This is a genomic window from Variovorax boronicumulans (assembly GCF_029892485.1).
Taxonomy (GTDB): domain Bacteria; phylum Pseudomonadota; class Gammaproteobacteria; order Burkholderiales; family Burkholderiaceae_C; genus Variovorax; species Variovorax boronicumulans_B.
The window spans coordinates 155,346-173,031 of sequence record NZ_JARXVG010000001.1 but is presented as its reverse complement, the minus strand read 5'-3'; the positions used below and the strand labels follow the sequence as shown (position 1 = coordinate 173,031).

Below are 17,686 nucleotides of genomic sequence, written 5' to 3'. Positions count from 1 at the left end.
GAACCTCACGGAGCCTTGAACTTGCCCGACTTCATCTACCTCGCGTCGCAAAGCCCGCGCCGCGCCCAATTGCTCGGCCAACTCGGCGTTCGGCATGAACTCCTGGTGGCCACGGCCGACGAAGACGCCGAGTCGCTCGAAGCCGTGCTGCCCAACGAGTCGCCGACGGCGTATGTGCAACGCGTCACCGGCCTCAAGCTCGATGCAGCGGTCGCACGCCGCAAGCGCCTCGGCCTGCCCGACGCACCCGTGCTCTGTGCCGACACCACGGTCGCGCTGGGCCGCACCATCCTCGGCAAACCCGAGGACGCGCGCGATGCCCAGCGCATGCTGGCGCTCCTGTCCGGCAGCACCCACCGCGTGCTGACCGCCGTCGCGCTGCAGCACGGCCGCCGCCGTCATGCGGCGCTCAGCGTGTCGCGCGTGCGCTTCGCCGCGATCACGAAGAAGCAGATCGCCGGCTATGCCGCCAGCGACGAGCCGCTCGGCAAGGCCGGCGCCTATGCGATCCAGGGCGCCGCGGCCGCCTTCATCGAGCACATCAGCGGGTCCTATTCGGGCATCATGGGACTCCCGATGTTCGAGACCGCGCAGCTGCTTCGCAGCGCCGGTTTCAATACTTAAGAATTCCATGCAAGACATCCTGATCAACTGGTCCCCGCAAGAGACCCGTGTGGCACTGGTCGAGCACGGCGCCGTGCAGGAACTGCACGTCGAACGCACGCTGGAGCGTGGGCTGGTCGGCAACATCTACCTGGGTAAGGTCTCGCGCGTGCTGCCGGGCATGCAGTCTGCGTTCATCGACATCGGCCTGGAACGCACGGCCTTCCTGCACGTGGCCGACATCGTCGCGCCGTTCACCCCGGGCTCGCGGCCGAGCGCGCCGGCACCCGAGCGCGATCACCGCAACGGCGGCCCGATGGTGCCGATCGAGAAGCAGGTGTTCGAAGGACAGTCGCTGCTGGTGCAGGTGATCAAGGACCCGATCGGCACCAAGGGTGCGCGGCTGTCGACGCAGATCAGCATTGCCGGCCGGCTGCTGGTGTTCCTGCCGCAGGACAACCACATCGGCGTTTCGCAGAAGATTCCTTCGGAGCAGCGCGAGTCGCTGCGCACGCGCATGCTGACGCTGATCGAGGCCGCAGCGGCGGCCGACAGCGGCGGCGTGGTGCCGGCCAACACCGGCGGCTTCATCCTGCGCACCAACGGCGAGGATTCGTCCGACGCCGAGCTGGCCGAAGACATCGGCTACCTGCGCAAGACCTGGTCGCGCATCCGCGATGCATCAAGCAAGCTGCCCGCGATGTCGCTGCTGCACCAGGACCTGAGCCTGCTGCAGCGCGTGCTGCGCGACATGACCAGCGAAGACACGCAGACCATCCGCATCGACTCGCGCGAACAGTTCGAGGTGCTGCTGAAGTTCGGCCTCGAATTCATGCCGCAGGCGGCGGGCAAGCTGCAGCACTACAAGGGCGAGCGGCCGATCTTCGACCTGTACTCGGTGGACGAGGAAATCGCCAAGGCGCTGGGCCGGCGCGTCGAGCTCAAGTCGGGTGGCTACCTCGTGGTCGACCAGACCGAGGCGCTGACCACGGTGGACGTGAACACCGGCGGCTTCGTCGGCGCGCGCAATTTCGACGACACGATCTTCAAGACCAACCTCGAGGCGGCGCAGGCGATTGCGCGGCAACTGCGGCTGCGCAACCTGGGCGGAATCATCATCGTCGACTTCATCGACATGGGGCGCGACGACCACCGCGAGCAGGTGCTGGCGGAATTCCGCAAGCAGCTGGCGCGGGACCGGGTCAAGACGACGGCGGGCGGTTTCTCGCAGCTCGGGCTGGTGGAGATGACGCGCAAGCGCACGCGCGAATCGTTGGCCCACATGCTGTGCGAACCGTGCGCGGCCTGCGGCGGGCAGGGCATCGTGAAGACCGCGCGCAGCGTGGCCTACGACGTGATGCGCGAGATCCTGCGCGAGGCCCGGCAGTTCACGCCGCGCGAGTTCCGCATCGTGTCGTCGCCGCAGGTGATCGAACTGTTCCTCGACGAGGAAAGCCAGCACCTCGCGGGGTTGAGCGACTTCATCGGCAAGCCGATTTCGCTGCAGTCCGAGCCCGCCATCGGGCAGGGGCAGTACGACATCGTGCTGCTCTGAACGAGCGGCTCAGAGCGTCGGGTCTTGCCCCGGCGTCGCGCTGCGCACCGCCAGCGTCTGCAGGCGCGCATAGAGCCCGTCCAGCGCCATCAGCTGCGCGTGGCTGCCTTGCTCGGCGATGCGGCCTTGCTCCATCACGATGATGCGGTCGGCATGCTGGATGGTCGAGAGCCGGTGGGCCACGATCAGCGTGGTGCGGTTCTGCATCAGGCGCTGCAGGGCGTCCTGCACCAGCCGTTCGGATTCGGTGTCGAGCGCCGAGGTCGCTTCGTCGAGCAGCAGCACGGGCGCGTTCTTGTAGAGCGCGCGCGCAATCGCGAGGCGCTGGCGCTGGCCACCCGAGAGCTGCGTGGCGTTGTGGCCCAGCACCGTGTCCATGCCCTGCGGCAGATTGTCGACATGGGCGCTCAGGTTGGCGGCGACCAGGCATTCGTTGACGCGCTCGCGGTCGATCTCCGAGCCCAGCGCCACGTTGGCAGCCAGCGTGTCGTTGAGCATGACCACGTCCTGGCTCACCATCGCGAACTGCGCGCGCAGGCTCTTCAATCGCCACTCGCTGGTGTCGTGCCCATCGAGCAGCACCTGCCCACCGCTGGGCTGCACGAAACGCGGCAGCAGGTTCACCAGCGTGGTCTTGCCTGACCCCGAAGGCCCGACGAAAGCCACCACCTGGCCGGGTTCGATGGTCAGGCTCACGCCGTCGAGCGCACGCTGTTCGTCATCGCCGCGGTAGCTGACCTGCACGTTGCGCAGCTCGATGTGGCCATCGGCGTGCGCCATCTCGAAGCTGCCCTGCGACTCGGGCGCGACCTCGTCGACCAGGATCAGCCCGCGTTCGAGCGCGGCGAGCCCGCGTGTGATCGGGCCGGCCACTTCGGCCAGGCGCCGGATCGGTGCGATCAGCATCAGCATGGCCGTGATGTAGGCGACGAATCCGCCCACGGTGAAGCCCTGCTTGCCGCTTTGCCAGAGGGCGATCATCACCACGATCGACAGCGCGAGCGAGGCCATCATCTGCGTGAGCGGCGTGGTGGCGGCCTGGGCGATGGTGGACTTCACGGCCAGGCGGTTGAGGCGCTGGCTCAGTTGCTCGAAGCGGCGTTCCTGGGCCTCTTCCGCACCGTGCAGCCGCACGACGCGGTGGGCGAGTACGTTTTCCTCGACCACGTAGGCCAGCTCGTCGGTCGCCTGCTGGCCTTGCTGGGTGAGCTTGTAGAGGCGCTTGGAGAACACCTTCATGATCCAGGAGATGCTCGGCACCAGGAAGGCGACAATCAGCGTCAGCTTCCAGTTCAGGTAGACCAGGTAGCCCAGCAACGCGATCAGCGTGAAGCCGTCGCGCGAAAGCCCGAGCAGCGCCTGCACCAGCAGCATCGCGCCGGTCTGCACTTCGTACACCACGGTGTTCGAAAGCGCGCTGGCCGACTGGCGTGTGAACAGGGCGAGCTCGGCCCCCAGCAGACGTTCGAACAGCACCCGGCGCAGCTTCTGCATGCCTTCGTTGGCGATGCGCGACAGGGCATATTGAGAGATGAATTGCGCGATGCCGCGCACGGCGAACAGCATCAGCACGGCGGCGGGCACGAACCACAGCGGCATCTCGCCGCGGGTGAAGCCGCGGTCTAGCAACGGCTTCAAGAGGGCAGCCATCAGCGGCTCGGTGATCGCTGCCAGCATGGCCCCTGAAAGCCCCACGGCCCACCATTTGCGCGAGCTGCCGAACCAGGTCATCAGGCGCGCCAGACGGCGCATCAGGGGAGGGCGCGCGTTCTCGCTGCCAGGGGATGCTTGCATGGCGGCGGATTCTACGGGCCGCCCCGGAGCGGCTTTCTTGTGGGGCTCCTGTAGGACCGCATCGCCGGATAAACGTTTTGTGACGGTGCCGCCAAACCAGTGTGTAACATGTGGCCCGTTGCGTCGGACCGAAACTTTTTGTCCGAAAACCTCTCCGAACCGCATGAACAAGCCGTTGCCAGCTCCTATCCCAACTCCTTCTTCATCGCTATTTGCACGCCGCACTCTCATTGCGGCCCTTGCTGCCACCCCCATGATTCCTGCACTTGCCCAGTTCCGGGTCGAAGTGTCGGGCGTCGGGTTGACGCAATTGCCAATCGCGCTTGTTCCTTTCAAAGGCCAGGATTCCTCGCCGCAGAAGATATCGGCCATCGTCCAGGCCGACCTCGAGCGAAGCGGGCAGTTTCGCGGCGTCGATGCTTCGGGCCAGGCGCTGGACGAGGCCTCGCGCCCCGACCTGTCGCTGTGGCGCCAGCGCACCGCCGATTCGCTGGTGGTGGGCAGCGTCACCCGGCTCGCCGACGGCCGCTTCGACGTCAAGTTCCGCCTGTGGGACGTGGTCAAGGGGCAAGACCTCGGTGGCCAGAGCTATACCGTGCCGCAGGGCGACCTGCGCCTCGCCTCGCACCGCATCGCCGACTTCGTCTATGAAAAGCTGACCGGCGAGAAGGGCATCTTCTCGACCCGCATCGCCTACGTCACCAAGGGTGGCAGCCGCTATTCGCTGTGGGTGGCCGATGCCGACGGCGAGAACGCTCAGGCTGCGCTCGCCAGTCCCGAGCCGATCATCTCGCCGTGCTGGTCGTCCAACGGGCAGCAATTGGCGTACGTGTCCTTCGAATCGCGCAAGCCCGTGGTCTACGTGCACAACGTGGCCAGCGGCCAGCGTCGCCTGCTGGCGAACTTCAAGGGTTCCAACAGCGCACCGGCCTGGGCACCGGACGGCAACTCGCTCGCAGTCACGCTCAGCCGCGACGGCGGCTCGCAGCTCTATACGATCCCGGCCGGCGGCGGCGAACCGCGCCGTCTGACCCAGAGCGCGAGCATCGATACCGAACCGGTCTACTCCGCCGACGGCGGCACGATCTACTTCGTGAGCGACCGCGGCGGCGCCCCCCAGATCTACAAGATGAGTGCCAGCGGCGGCAACCCGACGCGCGTCACCTTCAGCGGCACCTACAACATTTCTCCGTCCGTCAGCGGAGATGGCCGGTGGTTGGCCTACATCTCGCGCATCGGTGGTGCCTTCAAACTCCAGGTGATGGAGTTGGCGAGCGGCAATGTCGCGTCCATCACCGACACCACTGCCGACGAGAGCCCGAGTTTTGCCCCCAATAGCAAGCTGATCGTCTACGCCACGCACCTGCAAGGCCGCGAAGCGCTCATGACGACCACGCTCGACGGAAAAATAAAGGCACGGCTGGCGGGACAGGCAGGAGACATCAGAGAACCGGACTGGGGTCCGTTTCAAAAGCAATGATCAGGTTTATTTGAGGAGTTCGTAATGTTGAAACGCACAATTTATTCGCTGGCCATCGTGGCTCTCATCGCTGGTTGCTCGTCAGGCACGAAGCTCAACGACACACCCGTCACCGACGGCCGCGGTACCGCAGGCCAGCAAGGCGGCGCCAGCACCGTGACCCCGGTCAATGCCGACCAGGGTGCAGCCACGGCTCAAGGCCCCATCGGCGTGGAACGCATCGTGTACTTCGACTACGACAGCTATACGGTCAAGCCCGAGTTCCAGTCGATCATCGACGGCCATGCCCGCTTCCTGAAGAGCGCGCCGCAACGCCGCATCTCGATCGAAGGTCATACCGATGAGCGCGGTGGCCGTGAGTACAACCTGGCGCTGGGCCAGAAGCGCGCCGAAGCCGTGCGTCGTGCACTGACCCTGCTGGGCGTGAGCGACAACCAGATCGAAGCGGTGAGCTTCGGCAAGGAAAAGCCGGCCGTTCAGGGTGGCGGCGAAGAGGCGTGGGCACAGAACCGCCGCGCTGAAATCCGCTACACCCGGTGATGCCACGCGCTCTGTTGCGGGGCGCGGCGCTGGCTGCCGCCTTGCTTTGCGTCTCGATGGGGTCGCAAGCCGCACTGTTCGAGGATGACGAGGCGCGTCGCGCCATCCTCGATCTGCGGCAGCGGGTCGAGGCCATGCGCCAGCAAACTGACCAGCGGCTGACCGACGAGAACGGCCAACTGCGCCGCAGCCTGCTCGACCTGCAGAACCAGATCGAGCAGATGCGTGGCGACCTGGCGCGCATGACCGGCCAGAACGAGCAGCTCACGCGCACGCTGAGCGAGATGCAGTCGCGCCAGAGCACCATCGACGACAAGCTCAAGCAGAACGAGCCGTCCAAGGTGTCGGTCGACGGCCGCGAGTTCAACGCCGATCCCAAGGAAAAGGCGGACTTCGAAGCCGCGCTCGGTGTCTTCCGTTCCGGCCAATTCGCGCAGGCGCAAACCGCCTTCGCCGAATTCGTGAAGCGTTACCCCCAAAGCGGCTACAACGCGTCGGCGCTGTTCTGGCTGGGCAATGCGCAGTACGCCACGCGCAATTACAACGAGGCCATCGCGAATTTCCGCTCGATGCTCTCGCTCGCCCCCGATCACGCCAAGGCCCCTGAAGCCGTGCTGTCGATCGCGAATTGCCAGATCGAGCTGAAGGACACGCGCGCGGCTCGCCGCACGCTGGAAGACCTCGCCAAGGCCTATCCGCAGTCCGAAGCTGCACAGGCGGGCCGCGAGCGTCTCTCGCGACTGCGCTAGTGCCGGCGGAGCCCTCCGCTTGAGCGCCACCCTTCCAGCAGCGTTCACACCAGCCGCCGCGGATGTCGTCACCGACACCGCGGCGCCTGACTTTGCGCGCCGCTTCGGCGGCTTGGAGCGGCTCTACGGCGTGGCCGGTGCCGCGCGCATCCGCAATGCACATGTCCTGGTCGCCGGCATCGGCGGCGTGGGCTCGTGGGCGGTGGAAGCACTGGCGCGCAGCGGGGTGGGGCGGCTGACGCTGGTCGATTTGGACCATGTGTCGGAGTCGAACATCAACCGGCAGATCCACGCACTCGATACGACCGTGGGGCAGGCCAAGGTCGAGGCCATGCGCGACCGTATCGCGCAGATCAATCCCGATTGCAAGGTGCTCGCGCTCGACGAGTTCGTGGAGCCTGGCAACTGGGTTGCATTGCTCGATGCAGCGCAGGCCGCGAACGGCCCGGCCACCGCCGTCATCGACGCCTGTGACCAAGTGAAGGCCAAGCTGACCATGGCCGCATGGGCACGCGCATCGCGCGCCGCGTTCATTACCGTGGGTGCGGCAGGCGGCAAGCGGCAGGCGCACAAGGTGGACATCGACGATCTGTCGCTTGTCACGCACGACCCGCTGCTCGCCCAGCTTCGGCAGCGCCTGCGCAAGGACCATGGCGCACCGCGCGAGGGCCGCAAGATCGGCGTGACCTGCGTCTTCAGCCGCGAAAGCGTTGCGCCACCCGATGCGTCCTGTGCGATCGAAGGCGACGGTTCGCTCAATTGCCACGGCTATGGCTCGGTGGTGAGCGTCACGGCGACTTTCGGACAATGTGCGGCAGGTTGGGTTCTCGACAAAATCGCGAGCAACGCCACGCTATAATCTTTGGCTTTGCCGGATTCAACGTCGGCAGAAGCAAAAAATGGTTCCGGGACGTTAGCTCAGTTGGTAGAGCAGCGGACTTTTAATCCGTTGGTCACTGGTTCGAATCCAGTACGTCCTACCACCGAACCTCGCTGAATACAAAAAGCCCGCTGTTGAACAGACAGCGGGCTTTTTTTTTCGTTCCACGCCTGCGCAACTCGAGGCGTCTGAGTGGCGCCATCGGCTGTCACGGAACTGCTCACTGCGCTCGGCTTCTTGTCGATGTTTCGTCTGCACCGGAGTACAAAAGGTCTGCTGATTCAAGCCTCGGCAACCACCAGCGCGGCATCCACCCGCCGCGCCCGGTGGTCCACGTAGTAGCCACCGAACTCGGTGTACCGCATCACCAGCCGCGCGCACGCCGTGCACCGGAACACGTCGCAGCGATTGAACGGAAAGTGCGAGACCGAGATCGGCGCATCCACCGAGTCGTAGCGGGTGCCGTGCGGATGGAATTCCTCGAAGGTCGGCTCGTCGATATCTTCGGCGCGCAGCGTGCCCACGCGCTGCAGCAGGTCGGTGGGCCAGCGGTCTTCGGTGAAGCTTTCCCACGCAGCCGTGCGATGCAGCCAGCAACCGCAAATGGGCTCGGCCGAGTGTTCTGCGGCTTCGGCGAGCTGCTTCAGTTCGTGGGCGTTCAATGGCATCTTGGTTCGGGGGAAAAAAGCGGTTCACCGAATATAGGCGTCTGCGAAATTCGTTTCTTTCTACGCCGTTGGTGTCGACCGCGGACGTCGTAGAAGGTGCTGGCCTACGCCAATGCCCGCCACCGGCTGAGCAGCCGCGGCGCGCGCACAGGCGAGGCTTGAGCCCAAGATCAACCTACGAGGAAAGGCTTTCCCATGCCCGTCAACGACACCACGCTTTCCGGCCCTGCGGCAGACGAACTGACGCCGCTGGAGATTTCCCGGGCCGTTCTCGAGGCGGAGGAAAACCCGAACGAGTTGCGGGCGATCACCCCGCTGGAGCGCGCGGCCTCCGGTGAAACGAACGAGGAGCCCCGCCGCTCGCGAATCGGCCGCTTCCTGCTGAACCCCGCGGTGCTGGGCGGCGCCGCGGTGGCCGGGGTGGGACTGATCATCGCGTTGGCGTACGGAAAGAAGCCGCGGCGTCCGCAATGGCGAACGCTGCGCTCGTTCCGGACTTGAGAGCGGCGTCATCGTCCGCTCGTCTCGATGGTTGTAGGGCGTGCTCTTTTCGGCGATGAATGAATCTGTTGCGCACCACGCGCCGTATGGAAGGCAGCCGCCACGCATTTTCGTGGCGCGCCAGTCACCCAACAGGAGCACCTTCATGCACAGCAAACTTCATCGCCTCGCAGCCGTAACTCTCGCCGTCGCGCTTTCAGCCGGCGCCTATTCGGCGATGGCGTCCAGCGTCATGGTCGGTGGCGCGCCGATGCTGCCCACCAAGGACATCATCGACAACGCGGTCAACTCCAAGGACCACAGCACGCTGGTGGCGGCCGTGAAGGCGGCAGGCCTCGTCGACACGCTCAAGGGCCCGGGTCCGTTCACCGTGTTCGCACCCACCAATGCGGCCTTCGCGAAACTGCCGGCCGGCACGGTCGATACGTTGCTCAAGCCCGAGAGCAAGAATGCGCTGACCGGCGTGCTGACCTACCACGTCGTGTCGGGCAAGCTCGATGCGGCCGAGCTCAAGAAAGAGATCAAGGCCGGCAAGGGCTCCGCCGAACTGAAGACCGTCGCCGGGGGCACGCTGATTGCCAAGAGCAAGGGCGGCAAGATCACGCTCACCGATGAGAAGGGTGGCACCGCCATCGTCACGATCCCGAACGTCTACCAGTCGAACGGTGTGATCCACGTGGTGGACAAGGTGCTGCTGCCCAAATAAAGGCCAAGCCATATCGGCCCACTCTCTCATTCCAGGAGGACCGCGGAACTGGCTTTGCCAGGCCGCAGGTGTTGCCCCCGGTAGGGGGTTGGCGAAGCGACACGAACTGCGCGCAGCCCTGGGGGCGAGCAACACGCCCTTAAAAAAACAGCCCGCACGAGGCGGGCTGGAAGGTGACCTGCTGGAGGAGGGAGGATCAGAGAGGATGCAGGTCACGGGAGAGCCCTGACTATGTACCGCAAAGCTGTACACAACCTGACCTTGCGCCCGTGCTTCCAGCGCCGCTGCATGTGCTGGTCGATCTTCCATTCCACGGCGTTGGTTCAGTCCTCGTCTTCCCATTTGCCGACAACGGTGCCGAGCACGACGAAGGCGGTGCGGATCGGCTCGTGCCTGGTGTTGAGGGGCAGCAGCCAGCGGGGGCCGTCCTGCTCCTTGAATTCCTTGAAGGTGAGCCTGTTGCCCTCGGTGAGCAGAGCGATCACGCGTTCGCCGTCGTCAGGCGTCTTGAGATTGGTGTCCACGAAGATGATCGAGCCCTCGGGATAGCTTTTCAATTCGCCGCTCGCGGCGGTCATGCTGTCGCCCTCCACCCGCAACGCATAGGTTTTTTCGGGGGTGTGATGGGCGATGCAGGGAATCCAGCAGTCGGCGGTCTGCTGGCCGGCGCCATCCCAGTTGGCCGCCTGCGACCAGGAGATCAGCGGCACCGTGCCGGGCGTGCCGGGCGTGCCGGGCGCGAAGGACGGCAGTTCCGGAGGCACGCGCACGACGCGGTAGATCGCCGCAGGTTCGTTGGCGTTGTGCTGCGCCTTGCGGATCTGGACCGGGTCCCACGGCGCCGGGCCGTCGCCGGTATCCAGCCAGTTGGGATCGGCGCGGTAGACGCGTGCCAGCGCGAGCAGGCTGATCGAGCGTGTGATGTCGCCGCGCTCAATCTTCGAGATGCTGGCTTGCTTGACGCCGGAAGCGATTTCGGCCTGCTTCTGGGTCAGTTTGGCGTATTTGCGTGCGGCCTTGGAGCTAGCCGAATTGGTCCAGGCGCTGAGAGCCATGGGCCTCACGCAGAAGCAGATCCAGGAACGCACCGGAATTCCACAGCCCACCGTCAGCAAGATCGGCCTTGGACGGGTCCGCGACGTCATGTCGCGGCACTACGTGGCGCTGCTGACCGCCTACGAGCAGCAGGTGAAGGCCGACGTCCCCGGCGCGGCGCAAGCGCCCGCGCCCTTCACCTGGCCCCGCACCAAATGACCGGGCAATGCGCCGTCCTCCAGCCTCGGGCCTGTGGCTCGACTGCGCCCTGTGCGCGCTGCTGGCACTGCTGGCGGTTGCCGCGCTGGTCCATGGATTGCTGACTGGCAGCGCCCGCTTCACCGGCATGGCGATGTTCGGCCTGGCCGGGGCATTCTGGACCGCGTGCGTGCTGTTCGACGGCGCTACGCGCCAACGGGCACGTGCGGTGCGGGAGGCGCTAGACCGAGTGTGGCGCTGACGCGCACGCAGTCCTTGATGTGCTGCTCGCCCAGGGCACGCAAGGCCGCGTAGCCCAGCGCTGCAGAGACGATCTGCCCGGCGATCGGCACGTACTTGGTGGCCTGCTTGGCCGTGAGGCGCACGCCGGCGTGCTTCGCCAGCTTGATCAGCAGGTCGCGCGTCACCAGCCGGCCGACCAGCAGCGCGCCTACGGTGGTGGCGGCCTTCTGGATACGCTCTCGCTGGTGCGGCGCGAGCTTTTCGACCTGGGTGACCGAGAGCCCGAATTCGGCGCTGATCTGCGGCACCAGCCGCGAGAGCAGAGCCGCATCGGCCGCCCAGTCGATGCCGGGCAGCGGGATCGCGCTGGCCGCCGCCGCCATCAAGGCCTTGCGGCCGATCAGGCGCCGGCTGCGGTGGATGGCCGCGATGAGTTTTTCGTCACCACGGGCCAGTTCGATGGCGGACGGCATGCAGCGTGTCTCCCGGGTTGGTCAGGCAGCCAGAGCCTCCAGCTGGTCCGAGAGGGCCAGCCAGCGTTCCTCGAGCTTGGCGATTTCGTCGTTCAGGGCCTTCAGCCGCTTGCCCGCGTCGGCGATCTCGGCGGATGGAAGGGGTTGGGTCAGGCGCGCCTCCAGCGCAGTGCGCTCGGCGCCGGCGGTAACGAGGCGTTCGTCGATCTGTGCGATTTCGCGCTTGATCGGCTTGGCCTGGTCCCTGCGCTGCTGGCGGTCCTGGGCGCTGGCCTTGGCCGGCGCCGCAGCCGCTGCGGCCACCACGGCGCTCTCGGCCTCGCGCACCGCGATCTTGGCTTCCTCGCGCAGGCGCTTGGCTTCGTCAAGCAGGTAGCGCTGGTAGTCGTCCAGGTCGCCGTCGAAATCGGTGACCACGCCGCGGCCCACGAGCCAGAACTCGTCGCACACCGAGCGCAGCAGCGCACGGTCGTGGCTCACCAGCATCAGCGTGCCTTCGAACTCGTTGAGCGCCACGGCCAGGGCCTCGCGTGTGGCGAGGTCCAGGTGGTTGGTGGGCTCGTCCAGCAGCAGCAGGTTGGGGCGCTGCCAGACCATCATCGCGAGCACGAGGCGGGCCTTTTCGCCGCCGCTCATGGTGCCCACGGGCTGCTTGACCATGTCGCCGCTGAAATTGAAGCTGCCGAGGAAACCGCGCAGCGCCTGCTCGCCGGTGCTTTCCTTGACGGCGCTGCCCAGTTCGCGGGCCATGCGCACCATGTGCTCCAGCGGGTTGTCCTGCGGGCGCAGCACGTCGAGTTCCTGCTGCGCGAAGTAGCCGATGTTCAGGCCCTTGCCTTCGGTGACCTCGCCGGCCAGCGCGCCCATTTCGCGCGCGATGGTCTTCACCAGCGTCGACTTGCCCTGGCCGTTGGCGCCCAGGATGCCGATGCGCTGACCCGCGAGCACCGAGCGGCTCACGCCGCGCAGGATGGTCTTGGGCTCGGCGTCTTCGATTTCGTAGCCGAAGCTCGCATTGGCGATCGAGAGCATCGGGTTAGGAATGTTTCCCGGCTCCTTGAACTCGAAGGTGAAGTCGGCTTCGGCCAAGAGCGGCGCCACTTTTTCCATGCGCTCCAGCGCTTTGACCCGGCTCTGTGCCTGCTTGGCCTTGCTGGCCTTGGCCTTGAAGCGGTCGATGAACTTCTGCAGGTGGGCGATCTTGTCCTGCTGCTTGGAGAACGCGACCTGCTGCTGCTCCATCTGCAGCGCGCGCATTTCCTCGAACTTGCTGTAGTTGCCGCCGTAGCGCGTGAGCTGGGCATTGGCGATGTGCAGGGTGACGTCGGTCACGGCGTCGAGGAACTCTCGGTCGTGGCTGATGACGATCATGGTGCCGGGGTACTTCTGCAGCCAGGCTTCGAGCCAGACGAGTGCGTCCAGGTCCAGGTGGTTCGTCGGTTCGTCGAGGAGCAGCAGGTCGCTCGGGCACATCAGCGCGCGGGCAAGTTGCAGGCGCATGCGCCAGCCGCCCGAGAAGCTGTTGACGGGGCCGTCGAGCTCGTGCGACTTGAAACCCAGGCCCAGGATGAGTGCCTGCGCGCGCGGCACGGCGTCGTGCTCGCCGGCATCGGCCAGGTCCGTGTAGGCGTGGGCCAGTTCCATGCCGATGTCCGCATCGTCGGGGTTCTCGGTGTAGGCGGCCTCGATGGCCGCGAGCGTGGCGCGCAGTTCGGCCAGGCGGGTGTCGCCGCCGACCACGAAGTCGGTGGCCGATTCCCCGGTTTCGGGCATGTCCTGCGCCACCTGGGCCATGCGCCACTGCTTGGGCACGTAGAAATCGCCGCCGTCTTCGTGCAGCGAGCCGTTGAAGAGCGCGAACAGCGTGGACTTGCCCGCGCCGTTGCGCCCGACGAGGCCGACCTTTTCACCGGGGTTGATGGTGACGGTGGCGCCGTCGAGCAGTTTCTTGGCGCTGCGGCGAAGAATGACGTTTTTGAGAGTAATCATGGAATAGGAACCGTAGGAGCGATTATCCCGTCCGGCCCGGGGCGTCCTGGCGCGAAGGGGCAAAAGGGGACATCGCCCGATGAAGGGGACCGCAGCCAGCGCTGCAACAAATCGGCGGAAAGGGTTTGGGCGGGCGCAGCTAACGCGCGCCGGCGCCGGCCAGCACCGTCATGGCGGCGAGAGCGACGCGAGGGCCGTCCGGGTCACGAGCAGGACCTGGTCCTCGCCCGCCGAGGTTTCGAGCCACACCACCTCGAGTTGCGGGAACGCCGCTTCGAAGTAGTCGCGCTCGTTGCCGATTTCCAGCACCAGCACCGCCTGCTCGCTCATGCGGGAAGGCGCGTCGGCGAACAGCTTGCGGATGAAATCCATGCCGTCCGTGCCGCCGGCCAGCGCCAGTTCGGGCTCGGCCCGGTATTCGGCGGGCAGGGCGGCCATGCTGGCGCTGTTCACGTAGGGCGGGTTGCACAGCACCAGGTCGTACGGCCCGGGCAGGTTGGCCAAGCCGTCGGATTCGACCAGCTTCACGCGCGCATCGAGTTCGTGCCGGGTGACATTGATTGCCGCGACCTCGAGCGCCGCTACCGACAGGTCGGCGGCGTCCACCGTCACGTCCGGGTAGGTCAGCGCAGCGATCACGGCCAGGCTGCCGTTGCCGGTGCACAGGTCGAGCACGCGCTGCGTGTGCGTGCCGAGCCAGTAGTCGATGCTGCCGTCGGCGATCAGTTCGGCGATGAAGCTGCGCGGCACGATGGCGCGCTCGTCCACGTAGAAGGGCACGCCCTGCAGCCAGGCTTCCTTGGTGAGGTAGGCGGCGGGCTTGCGCGTGGCGATGCGCTCGTCGAGCAGCGCCGCGACCTTGCCGGCATCCGCTGGCGAGACGGCGGTGTCGGCCACTGCGTCGATGTCGTCCAGCGGTAGCTTCAGGCGCCACAGCACGAGCCACGCGGCTTCGTCGAAGGCGTTCGCGGTGCCGTGCCCGAAGGCGACGCCGGCTTCTTCCAGCCGCTTCGCGCCGGCCTCGATGAGTTCGATGACGGTGCTCATCGGGCCAGCGAGGCTTCGAGCCGTTCCAGCGTGCGCCTGTAGATGTTCTTCAGCGTCTCGATCTCGGCCACGTCGATGTGCTCGTCGATCTTGTGGATGCTGGCGTTGACCGGGCCCAGCTCGACCACCTGCTTGCAGATCTTGGCGATGAAGCGCGCATCGCTGGTGCCGCCGCTGGTCGAGAGTTCGGTCGTGATGCCGGTTTCGTCGGCAATGGCCGCCTGCACCGAGGTGACGAGTTCGCCCGGGGTGGTGAGGAAGGGCAGGCCGCCGACCGTCCACGCGAGCGTGTAGTCCACGCCATGTGCATCGAGCACGGCATGCACGCGCCGCTGCAGCGATTCGGGCGTCGATTCGGTCGAGAAGCGGAAGTTGAAATCGATCACCGCATTGCCCGGGATCACGTTGCTCGCGCCCGTGCCCGAATGGAAATTGCTGATCTGCCAGCTGGTCGGCTGGAAATAGTCGTTGCCCGCATCCCAGCCGCCAGCCGTGTTGATGGCCACCAGTTCGGCCAGCGCCGGCGCCACCGCATGCACCGGGTTCTTCGCCAGGTGCGGGTAGGCGATGTGCCCCTGCACGCCCTTGACCGTGAGCTTGCCGCTCATGGTGCCGCGGCGGCCGTTCTTGATCATGTCGCCGCAGCGCTCCACGGCCGTGGGCTCGCCGACGATGCAGTAGTCGATGACTTCGCCGCGCGCGGCCAGCGCGTTGCAGACGATGACGGTGCCGTCGACGCCCGGGCCTTCTTCATCGCTCGTGAGCAGAAGGGCCAGCGTGAGCTTGGGGGCTGGCGTGGCCTGCAGGAATTCTTCGATGGACACGACGAATGCCGCCACCGAGGTCTTCATGTCGCATGCGCCGCGGCCGTACAGCTTGCCGTCGCGGTGCGTGGGCGTGAACGGGTGGCTGGTCCACTGCTCGACGGGGCCGGTTGGCACCACGTCGGTGTGGCCGGCGAACACCAGCGTCTTGCTGCCTGCCGCATCAATCGGGCGGCGCACCGCCCAGAGGTTGGTCACGCGAAAGTCGGCCGGACCGCTCTCGATGGTTTCGAGTGCAAAGCCCAACTGCGCCAGCCGTTCGCCGAGGATCTGTTGGCAGCCCGCGTCGTCAGGGGTGACCGAGGGGCGCGAGATGAGTTGTTCGGCGAGCTGGAGCGTGCGGGACATCGGGAAAAAGGTTCGTTCAGAACTTCACGTCGAGCGTGATGTCGGTAAAGGTCGGTTCGTCGACCTGGTCGGTCAAGTGGCGGTCGTCGACCTGCTGCTTGGGCGCCGCACGGTTCTGCAGGCGCCACAGCAGGTTGGTGGGCGAGTCGGAGTGGGCCAGGCCTTCTTCGCGCGTCACGCGCTCCTCGATGACGAGGCGGGCGATGTCTTCCTCGAAGGTCTGCGAGCCTTCGGCCATCGACTGCTGCATGGCCTCTTTCACCGCGGAGAAGTCGCCCTTTTCGATGAGGTCGGCCACCAGCGCGGTGTTCAGCATGACTTCGAGCGCCGGCACGCGCGCGCCGGTCGGCGTGCGCAACAGGCGCTGCGACACGATGGCGCGCAGCGCGCCGCCCAGGTCGCCCAGCAGCGTGGAGCGCACTTCCACCGGGAAGAAGCTCAGGATGCGGTTCAGCGCGCGGTAGCTGTTGTTGGCGTGCAGCGTGGCCACGCACAGGTGCCCCGACTGCGCATAGGCGATGGCGGCCGTCATGGTCTCGCGGTCGCGGATTTCGCCGATCTGGATCACGTCGGGCGCCTGGCGCAGCGCGTTCTTGAGCGCGACGTGCAGCGAGGTGGTGTCGCTGCCCACGTCGCGCTGGTTCACCAGCGATTTCTTGTTGGTGTAGGTGAATTCGATCGGCTCCTCGACCGTGAGGATGTGGCCGCTGGCGTTTTCGTTGCGGTAGTCCAGCATCGAGGCCAGGGTGGTCGTCTTGCCCGCGCCGGTCGCGCCGACCATCAGGATCAGCCCGCGCTTGTCCATGATCAGCGTCTTCAGGATGTCGGGCAGGTTCAGGTCGGCAAAGCTCGGAATGACCGAGGCGATGTGCCGCACCACCACCGCATAGGTGCCGCGCTGGCGCATGGCGCTGATGCGGTAGTTGCCGGCGCCTTCGAGGGCGACAGCCATGTTCAGTTCGCCCGTGTTCTCCAGCTCCTGGATGCGGGCTTCGGGCACCACCTCGGACAGCAGCGCGAGCGGCGCCGTTGCGGGCAGCACCTGCGCATTGATCGGCACGCAGATGCCGTTGATGCGGATCATCACCGGGGAGTGAGCCGAGAGGTAGATGTCGGAGGCCTTGCGCTCGGCCATCAAACGAAGAATTCGCTCCATCATGTTCATCGGTCTCTCTCCTCGGGTCTGTTGTTTTCTAACGGGACAAAAGCAGGGGGATCAGTCGCGCAGCAGGTCGTTCAGGCTGGTCTTGGAACGCGTTTGCGCATCGACCGTCTTGACGATGATCGCGGCGTAGGTGCTGTAGTCCTGGCCCGACTTGGTCTTCTTGGGCAGGTTGCCGCTGATGACGACGCTGCCCGACGGCACGCGGCCGAAGAAGGTCTCGCCGGTGTCGCGGTTGAAGATCGGGGTGCTCTGGCCTATGTACACGCCCATGCCGAGCACCGAGTTTTCTTCGATGACCACGCCTTCGACCACTTCGGAGCGCGCGCCGATGAAGCAGTTGTCTTCGATGATGGTGGGGCCGGCCTGCAGCGGCTCGAGCACGCCGCCGATGCCGACGCCGCCCGACAGGTGCACGTTGGCGCCGATCTGTGCGCACGAGCCCACGGTGGCCCAGGTGTCGACCATGGTGCCTTCGCCCACGTAGGCGCCGATGTTCACGTACGAGGGCATCAGGATCGCGCCCTTGGCGATGTAGCTGCCGCGGCGGGCCACGGCCGGCGGCACGATGCGCACGCCCGATTCCTTCAACTCGGCGGCCGACAGGTGCGAGAACTTGGTCGGCACCTTGTCGAAAAAGCCTAGCGAGCCGGCCTGCATCTGCTCGTTGTCCTTCAGGCGGAACGACAGCAGCACGGCCTTCTTGATCCACTGGTGCACCGTCCACTTGCCGACGCTTTCGCGGGTGGCCACGCGCAGCTTGCCGTTGTTGAGCTCGGTGATCACTTGCTCCACGGCATCGCGCACTTCGGCGGGGGCGGCGGCGGGCGAGATGTTGGCGCGGTCTTCCCACGCGGCGTCGATGATTTGTTGCAGTTGCTGGGTCATGGA

The 17,686-nt window shown here is 66.1% G+C and carries 19 protein-coding genes and 1 tRNA gene; 11 read left to right on the top strand and 9 right to left on the bottom strand.

What is annotated here, in order from left to right; translation table 11 throughout:
- Positions 1–21 precede the first annotated feature (21 nt).
- Positions 22–624, top strand: coding sequence for a Maf family protein (locus M2282_RS00790; protein WP_280806909.1), 603 nt, complete (start codon positions 22–24; stop codon positions 622–624).
- A gap of 7 nt (positions 625–631) precedes the next feature.
- On the top strand, positions 632–2,158 hold the full coding sequence (gene rng / locus M2282_RS00785) for a ribonuclease G (protein WP_280806908.1): 1,527 nt from the start codon (positions 632–634) through the stop codon (positions 2,156–2,158).
- Between the two features lie 9 nt (positions 2,159–2,167).
- Here rng and msbA read toward each other — a convergent pair whose 3' ends face one another.
- Positions 2,168–3,952, bottom strand: coding sequence for a lipid A export permease/ATP-binding protein MsbA (gene msbA / locus M2282_RS00780; protein ID WP_280806907.1), 1,785 nt, complete (start codon positions 3,950–3,952; stop codon positions 2,168–2,170).
- 253 nt (positions 3,953–4,205) lie between these two features.
- Between msbA and tolB the strand changes: the two genes are divergently transcribed.
- From tolB to M2282_RS00755, 5 genes are all read left to right on the top strand, one after another.
- Positions 4,206–5,432: a Tol-Pal system beta propeller repeat protein TolB gene (tolB, locus tag M2282_RS00775; protein WP_280806906.1), complete on the top strand. Its 1,227-nt coding sequence runs from the start codon at positions 4,206–4,208 to the stop codon at positions 5,430–5,432.
- A gap of 24 nt (positions 5,433–5,456) precedes the next feature.
- Positions 5,457–5,972 carry a peptidoglycan-associated lipoprotein Pal gene (pal, locus tag M2282_RS00770; protein ID WP_280806905.1) on the top strand — a complete coding sequence of 172 codons (516 nt, stop codon included), beginning with the start codon at positions 5,457–5,459 and terminating at the stop codon, positions 5,970–5,972.
- Positions 5,972–6,721 (top strand): tol-pal system protein YbgF, encoded by a 750-nt coding sequence (gene ybgF, locus M2282_RS00765; protein ID WP_280806904.1) that lies wholly within the window; start codon positions 5,972–5,974, stop codon positions 6,719–6,721. The genes pal and ybgF overlap by 1 nt, the downstream gene beginning before the upstream one ends.
- Positions 6,722–6,740: 19 nt before the next feature.
- A complete protein-coding gene (locus tag M2282_RS00760; RefSeq protein ID WP_280806903.1) occupies positions 6,741–7,580 on the top strand; it encodes a tRNA threonylcarbamoyladenosine dehydratase in 840 nt (279 codons plus the stop codon).
- Between the two features lie 48 nt (positions 7,581–7,628).
- Positions 7,629–7,704: transfer RNA gene (locus tag M2282_RS00755), tRNA-Lys, on the top strand.
- Between the two features lie 178 nt (positions 7,705–7,882).
- Here the strand turns inward: M2282_RS00755 and M2282_RS00750 are convergent.
- The gene (locus M2282_RS00750) at positions 7,883–8,263 is read right to left on the bottom strand and encodes a hypothetical protein (protein WP_280806902.1); all 381 of its coding nucleotides are present in this window, start codon (positions 8,261–8,263) and stop codon (positions 7,883–7,885) included.
- Positions 8,264–8,464: 201 nt separating this feature from the next.
- Between M2282_RS00750 and M2282_RS00745 the strand changes: the two genes are divergently transcribed.
- Both M2282_RS00745 and M2282_RS00740 read left to right on the top strand, forming a co-directional pair.
- Positions 8,465–8,770: a hypothetical protein gene (locus tag M2282_RS00745; RefSeq protein ID WP_280806901.1), complete on the top strand. Its 306-nt coding sequence runs from the start codon at positions 8,465–8,467 to the stop codon at positions 8,768–8,770.
- 145 nt (positions 8,771–8,915) lie between these two features.
- The gene (locus M2282_RS00740) at positions 8,916–9,476 is read left to right on the top strand and encodes a fasciclin domain-containing protein (RefSeq protein ID WP_280806900.1); all 561 of its coding nucleotides are present in this window, start codon (positions 8,916–8,918) and stop codon (positions 9,474–9,476) included.
- Between the two features lie 323 nt (positions 9,477–9,799).
- On the opposite strand, the gene M2282_RS00735 is transcribed toward M2282_RS00740, so the two are convergent.
- Complete coding sequence (locus tag M2282_RS00735) at positions 9,800–10,531, bottom strand: helix-turn-helix domain-containing protein (protein WP_280806899.1); 732 nt, start codon at positions 10,529–10,531, stop codon at positions 9,800–9,802.
- On the opposite strand from M2282_RS00735, the gene M2282_RS00730 reads away from it, so the two are divergent.
- Complete coding sequence (locus M2282_RS00730) at positions 10,530–10,730, top strand: XRE family transcriptional regulator (protein WP_280806898.1); 201 nt, start codon at positions 10,530–10,532, stop codon at positions 10,728–10,730. The genes M2282_RS00735 and M2282_RS00730 overlap by 2 nt on opposite strands.
- Positions 10,731–10,737: 7 nt before the next feature.
- The gene (locus tag M2282_RS00725) at positions 10,738–10,971 is read left to right on the top strand and encodes a hypothetical protein (RefSeq protein WP_280806897.1); all 234 of its coding nucleotides are present in this window, start codon (positions 10,738–10,740) and stop codon (positions 10,969–10,971) included.
- Here M2282_RS00725 and M2282_RS00720 read toward each other — a convergent pair.
- From M2282_RS00720 to dapD, 6 genes are all read right to left on the bottom strand, one after another.
- Positions 10,916–11,425 (bottom strand): hypothetical protein, encoded by a 510-nt coding sequence (locus tag M2282_RS00720; protein ID WP_280806896.1) that lies wholly within the window; start codon positions 11,423–11,425, stop codon positions 10,916–10,918. The genes M2282_RS00725 and M2282_RS00720 overlap by 56 nt on opposite strands.
- 21 nt (positions 11,426–11,446) lie before the next feature.
- Positions 11,447–13,414 (bottom strand): ABC-F family ATP-binding cassette domain-containing protein, encoded by a 1,968-nt coding sequence (locus M2282_RS00715; RefSeq protein WP_280806895.1) that lies wholly within the window; start codon positions 13,412–13,414, stop codon positions 11,447–11,449.
- Positions 13,415–13,582: 168 nt separating this feature from the next.
- Positions 13,583–14,461: a 50S ribosomal protein L3 N(5)-glutamine methyltransferase gene (prmB, locus tag M2282_RS00710; protein ID WP_280806894.1), complete on the bottom strand. Its 879-nt coding sequence runs from the start codon at positions 14,459–14,461 to the stop codon at positions 13,583–13,585.
- A complete protein-coding gene (dapE, locus tag M2282_RS00705; RefSeq protein WP_280806893.1) occupies positions 14,458–15,633 on the bottom strand; it encodes a succinyl-diaminopimelate desuccinylase in 1,176 nt (391 codons plus the stop codon). Before dapE ends, prmB begins: the two co-directional genes overlap by 4 nt.
- Before the next feature lie 16 nt (positions 15,634–15,649).
- On the bottom strand, positions 15,650–16,798 hold the full coding sequence (locus M2282_RS00700) for a PilT/PilU family type 4a pilus ATPase (protein WP_280806892.1): 1,149 nt from the start codon (positions 16,796–16,798) through the stop codon (positions 15,650–15,652).
- A gap of 51 nt (positions 16,799–16,849) precedes the next feature.
- A complete protein-coding gene (gene dapD / locus M2282_RS00695; protein ID WP_280806891.1) occupies positions 16,850–17,683 on the bottom strand; it encodes a 2,3,4,5-tetrahydropyridine-2,6-dicarboxylate N-succinyltransferase in 834 nt (277 codons plus the stop codon).
- Positions 17,684–17,686: the final 3 nt, after the last annotated feature.

Excerpts from the sequence above, each read along its gene's own strand:
- rng (WP_280806908.1), top strand. The coding sequence starts at position 632 with ATGCAAGACATCCTGATCAACTGGTCCCCGCAAGAGACCCGTGTGGCA.
- msbA (WP_280806907.1), bottom strand. The coding sequence starts at position 3,952 with ATGCAAGCATCCCCTGGCAGCGAGAACGCGCGCCCTCCCCTGATGCGC.
- tolB (WP_280806906.1), top strand. The coding sequence starts at position 4,206 with ATGATTCCTGCACTTGCCCAGTTCCGGGTCGAAGTGTCGGGCGTCGGG.
- pal (WP_280806905.1), top strand. The coding sequence starts at position 5,457 with ATGTTGAAACGCACAATTTATTCGCTGGCCATCGTGGCTCTCATCGCT.
- ybgF (WP_280806904.1), top strand. The coding sequence starts at position 5,972 with ATGCCACGCGCTCTGTTGCGGGGCGCGGCGCTGGCTGCCGCCTTGCTT.
- M2282_RS00745 (WP_280806901.1), top strand. The coding sequence starts at position 8,465 with ATGCCCGTCAACGACACCACGCTTTCCGGCCCTGCGGCAGACGAACTG.
- M2282_RS00740 (WP_280806900.1), top strand. The coding sequence starts at position 8,916 with ATGCACAGCAAACTTCATCGCCTCGCAGCCGTAACTCTCGCCGTCGCG.
- M2282_RS00730 (WP_280806898.1), top strand. The coding sequence starts at position 10,530 with ATGGGCCTCACGCAGAAGCAGATCCAGGAACGCACCGGAATTCCACAG.
- M2282_RS00735 (WP_280806899.1), bottom strand. The coding sequence starts at position 10,531 with ATGGCTCTCAGCGCCTGGACCAATTCGGCTAGCTCCAAGGCCGCACGC.
- M2282_RS00725 (WP_280806897.1), top strand. The coding sequence starts at position 10,738 with ATGCGCCGTCCTCCAGCCTCGGGCCTGTGGCTCGACTGCGCCCTGTGC.
- M2282_RS00720 (WP_280806896.1), bottom strand. The coding sequence starts at position 11,425 with ATGCCGTCCGCCATCGAACTGGCCCGTGGTGACGAAAAACTCATCGCG.
- M2282_RS00715 (WP_280806895.1), bottom strand. The coding sequence starts at position 13,414 with ATGATTACTCTCAAAAACGTCATTCTTCGCCGCAGCGCCAAGAAACTG.
- prmB (WP_280806894.1), bottom strand. The coding sequence starts at position 14,461 with ATGAGCACCGTCATCGAACTCATCGAGGCCGGCGCGAAGCGGCTGGAA.
- dapE (WP_280806893.1), bottom strand. The coding sequence starts at position 15,633 with ATGTCCCGCACGCTCCAGCTCGCCGAACAACTCATCTCGCGCCCCTCG.
- M2282_RS00700 (WP_280806892.1), bottom strand. The coding sequence starts at position 16,798 with ATGAACATGATGGAGCGAATTCTTCGTTTGATGGCCGAGCGCAAGGCC.
- dapD (WP_280806891.1), bottom strand. The coding sequence starts at position 17,683 with ATGACCCAGCAACTGCAACAAATCATCGACGCCGCGTGGGAAGACCGC.